The 4,455-nt window shown below is 37.1% G+C and carries 3 protein-coding genes; 1 reads left to right on the forward strand and 2 read right to left on the reverse strand.

Going from position 1 to position 4,455, the window contains the following annotated elements; all coding sequences use genetic code 11:
* Positions 1–502: 502 nt before the first annotated feature.
* Both BCU94_RS18860 and BCU94_RS18865 read right to left on the reverse strand, forming a co-directional pair.
* Complete coding sequence (locus tag BCU94_RS18860) at positions 503–1,162, reverse strand: LuxR C-terminal-related transcriptional regulator (RefSeq protein WP_157936271.1); 660 nt, start codon at positions 1,160–1,162, stop codon at positions 503–505.
* A gap of 13 nt (positions 1,163–1,175) precedes the next feature.
* The gene (locus BCU94_RS18865) at positions 1,176–1,796 is read right to left on the reverse strand and encodes a hypothetical protein (protein WP_102477231.1); all 621 of its coding nucleotides are present in this window, start codon (positions 1,794–1,796) and stop codon (positions 1,176–1,178) included.
* Positions 1,797–2,235: 439 nt separating this feature from the next.
* Here BCU94_RS18865 and BCU94_RS18870 point away from each other — a divergent pair, with 439 nt between their 5' ends.
* A complete protein-coding gene (locus BCU94_RS18870; protein WP_102477232.1) occupies positions 2,236–4,305 on the forward strand; it encodes a cytochrome c3 family protein in 2,070 nt (689 codons plus the stop codon).
* Positions 4,306–4,455: the final 150 nt, after the last annotated feature.

Genomic DNA, 4,455 nt, shown 5'->3' on the forward strand with positions numbered 1-4,455 from the left:
TTTCTAGGTCTGGCCATCTTTAGTCACCAAGTAATGAGCAATAACTCAAGCCTAGTAAGGAGTACAATATTTAGCCACTTAGAATGGGTGGCCATGTTATTAGCCACTTAGAATGGGTGGCCATGTTATTAAATCACCGAATATTAAGCAGCACTTAGAATGGGTGGCCATGTTATTAAATCGTATGGTCATCAGTGATGCTGATCAAATCATTATAATATTTATCATCGAAGATAGATTTAATATAACAGCCCCTACTAACAGTTATATCTCTCATGATATTGTTAAAAACAACTCCCATTAAACTAACGAATGAATACCAGTATTTTAGGAACAGGTTATTTATACCCATCAAAACAATCAATATATTCTACATAATGATTAACGCTTCGGAGTTTAATTCTAGAATAGACAGCACTTTTCAATCAAGTTAGATTAATATGTTAAGAACATTACGATTGACAATTAAATTATAGACAAGCTAGAAATGAGTTTGTGAATATTAAATCAACCTTAATTTATACGCTAAGTGAACCAACTGTGAGTTTGTTTTTACCTTTAGTTTCTTTTTAATACTGGCGAGTCGATAGTCGACACCGCGCTCTGTTAAAAAGCATTGTTGAGCAATATCAGAGCGAGAACCTCCTTTAGAAACTATCTCAATAGCTTTAATCTCATTTTCACTGATGAGCCTGTAATCCAATAATGGATTAAGGTGAATCGGTAAATCATCTAAGCAATAGTGCTGGTAGTCGGTAAAAATCTTCTGAATACGTTGAATTCGCTGATTGTCATACTCAACATCTTCATCTAAAAACAAGTAAAACCTTCCAACATAATGTTCACTAATCAAGCATGGAATGGCAAATGTCCTTTTGCCTTTATAGCCATATTTTTCCATCACATTTAAAGGGGAAGCAGCAGAACGATGCCAATCTTCGTAGTCCCAATGATGATATTCCTTTAGCAAAGATAAATCAGTATTGTAGTCTAATTTAGCCCATTTACTCCTAGATGAGATACTATAATTTATCGCATTTTCAGAACTATACATAAGCCTAGTTCTTTTAGCTAAAAGGTTTTTTTTATTAATTGAAAATGAGGATTTTTCACTGAGGTCAACATTGAATATCATATCTGAAATCTCTAAATCCTTTGCCATTGAGGCAAGCTCTTTACAGTTTATCATGTTGTCCTATAACCCCTATCTGATTAGCCTTAAAGATAAGTTGAGGAATGTTTGTCGCATGAAGCAATGACTTGCCTGTATCTAGATGATAATCAACCCCTCTTTCACTAAGACTCAACATGTCAGATACTTCTTTTCGTGTCATTCCCATCGACATTGCGTTAATAATGGAATGTAATTTTTTGCTAATACCATAGTTTTTAGCGACTTCGCTTACGATAGTCGTTTCGTACTTTTTATAGATATTTAATACAGAGACTTTTATCGAACGAATATTACATTCAATTTCTCTAAGTTCAATTTCATTATTTACAATAAATACTACACTAGCATTGGTCTGGCTAAATGGGCTCATACTAATTACGACTTTACTGTAAAAACTATCATCATCTCTCCATATAACAACATCTTTACCGTTATGTTTTTTTTGCTGGGCAAATAAAGACTCACATAAAAATGTGCTCGAACCCTCATCACAATTAGTCACAACCAAATCTAATCTTTTATTTACACATTGAATATCATCTTTACCTAGTTGCTCAAAACATATAATCCACTTAGGAGTAATTTTAAAGCAAGAAAACAAACCTTCATCGGTTTCGACCATAGCGGTTCTTTTGTTTTTTATTATTATGCTCATCTCAATTCATCATAATTAATATTGATTTCAATTATTATATCTACACAATTAGGCAATACAATTCTCTTAGGTTGTATGTGTGTGTAGAGTCACAACGAACATAATTGCTTTGATCAGCACAGTTTTTCAACAAAATTAACTCATCTACTCTGACTTATCATATTGGCAATCGACTCAACACAAGGTAGGGAGTAAAAATAAAAAACATACCCACAACAATAGCTCCAACTATTTTTACATAAGGGCATTTAAATTAAAATAATCAGATTTATTATCAATGTGATAATAATCTATATTTATAATGTTCTGTGAATTCTCATAAGAGACCTTATCTACACCTTAATTAATATTGAGCTTGTTCCTGGAGAATGAATATTAAATAAGATAATTAAAAAGGTTATTTATGATGAACAAGAACCTGAAATATGGAAACTTGAAAAAAACAACGTTTGCTATGATGTTGCTACCTTTAATGACGGCTTGTGGTGGATCTGATTCAAATGATGCCCCTCCACCGGTCTCAGAAATTCCTGAAGTTGAATTACCTGACGAAATACGCAATCACTTTGATCTTATCGTTGATACTGAAACAGCCGTTGACGGTACTATCGAAGTTTATTTAGGTCGTTGGTTCCCTTGCATGAAAGGGCACGAAGATATGTGCTCAAGTGACATGCCGGAAGATTTTGAAGTTCCCGATGCTGGCTTTAAGAATGGCGAAGCCTTCGCTACAGCATCGAAATATAACATGCGGACCAGAGACGACAGCAAATACTACATGGAAGTTCAGCTAAGCGATCTACGAGCTTGGCAAGAGCAAGCTGTTCGTGATGATATTTTCATGCCTGGTAACTACTCAGCTTTAGACTTGATGATGTACATCTCATCGATAAGAGATGATTTTGAAGTCAAGTTAGGCGGCTTTAATGAAGCACGTCAAAGCTATGACTTTACCGTGTCATTTGATGCCGATGGCGACGGTACATTTGACAACGCACCTGCCACACATTATTCCCACTGGGGTGATTACCAAGATAGTGATAGTTGGGGAGTCACTTTGTCACACGGTGGTGGTGACATGCTAAATCATTTTAACGGATATTTAGAAACTGTGTATGACCGCCTTGATGAAACCCTTGTGCGTGATGGGTCTCAGATCCGTATACAACCAGTGAGTGAAGCCTATCGTGATCGTGTGTGGCAAACCCATATTGATGAAGTCAACTTTAAAGCTAGTAACGGTGGCAAGGTAATTTTAAAAGAAATTACCCTAGATATGGAGGATACTGACGGTTATGGTGATGAATTCATTAAAACCATTGCTCAAGATGTTGAAGTAAAAGCTTACAACTTACGCCCTGATATTTATCGCCCTGGCGTCATCACCAGCCTTGATATGGTTATCTCTGCAAACGAAACAGCAAAAGAAGCCGGTTCTGCTGAATTTGGTTTTACCTTCTGGCCAACACTTTCTACAGGTTCTAAACTTGGCAGTTATGTGATGAATCAAATCAGCCACCCTGAAGTTGGTCCTTCAAATAAACTTCGTGCTGAAGGCTTAGACGGCTGGAACTACGCTGCGGGTATGAATGAATACACATTAGATATCATTGTTACTCAGGGCTCATGGCCAAGTGCACAGGACTTCTTAGACCCTGAAATTGCAGCAGAATTTGAACTTGACCGTGAGTGTTCATGGCTACGTGAAAGCGATGGCTCAATCACTGAAATTAAAGCTAAAGAATGTATCGACCATTGGTATGGTACTTTCGGCGGAAATAAACTTCACGTAGCAATGGATAATATGGTTCGTAACCATGGTATGGAGTACATCTATTTTTCATGGGTGAAAAAGATGTTCCTAGTTTACAACGTATCAGAAGTAAACTCAGTTAATGAAGCACGCCTAATGGGTGATACTTATCGGTTCCCAGCTCAAGTAGAGAAAGCTGAGAAAATTGCAGACATAAGTAAAGCAATTGCGCCACTGACTGAAGAACATTTTGGTTGGAATATTGCTGACTGTCAGCTATGTCACTCTAAGGATGACATTCATAAAAGCAAAGCAGTTGATACATTAGAGCGTGATGAGCCTTATTTCTGTGCATCGTGTCACGGTGGTAATGGTGCACCTGAAGCGCATGGCGAAACAGCGCGTTGTTTCTGGTGTCACTCAGAAGATAAAGCAATGCAGAACCATGGTGAGGCATCTCAATGGATGGCTTTCAGTGACGTAGAGTGTAGTGGCTTCCCTCAACATATGGGACCAAACGCACCTAGCGAACTATTTGGCCCAGGTTCATGTGCAGATCAGGTTGATAAACCGAATGTAGTGAAACAGAATTGGGATGGTTCAAAATATAATGATTTACCTGCGGGTAGACAACAAAGCTTTGGTAACAGTGACTGGTACAATACTGAGTCATTCCCTGACCCATATAGCTGTGTAACTTGTCATGTAACACCTAAGAAGTAACATGTTTAAGGCCTCGATTATTATTAATCGAGGCCTATTTTATTATAGCAATTACAAAGCCACCCATTATTTAGAAGTTATAACATAACGCCATTCGTTTTAAGTTGCTAACACTTACATCCATTAACTACAATTACAAAGCCACCCATT

The organism is Shewanella sp. 10N.286.52.C2 (assembly GCF_002874545.1).
GTDB lineage: Bacteria > Pseudomonadota > Gammaproteobacteria > Enterobacterales > Shewanellaceae > Shewanella.

Excerpts from the sequence above, each read along its gene's own strand:
- BCU94_RS18860 (WP_157936271.1), bottom strand. The coding sequence starts at position 1,162 with ATGGCAAAGGATTTAGAGATTTCAGATATGATATTCAATGTTGACCTC.
- BCU94_RS18865 (WP_102477231.1), bottom strand. The coding sequence starts at position 1,796 with ATGGTCGAAACCGATGAAGGTTTGTTTTCTTGCTTTAAAATTACTCCT.
- BCU94_RS18870 (WP_102477232.1), top strand. The coding sequence starts at position 2,236 with ATGAACAAGAACCTGAAATATGGAAACTTGAAAAAAACAACGTTTGCT.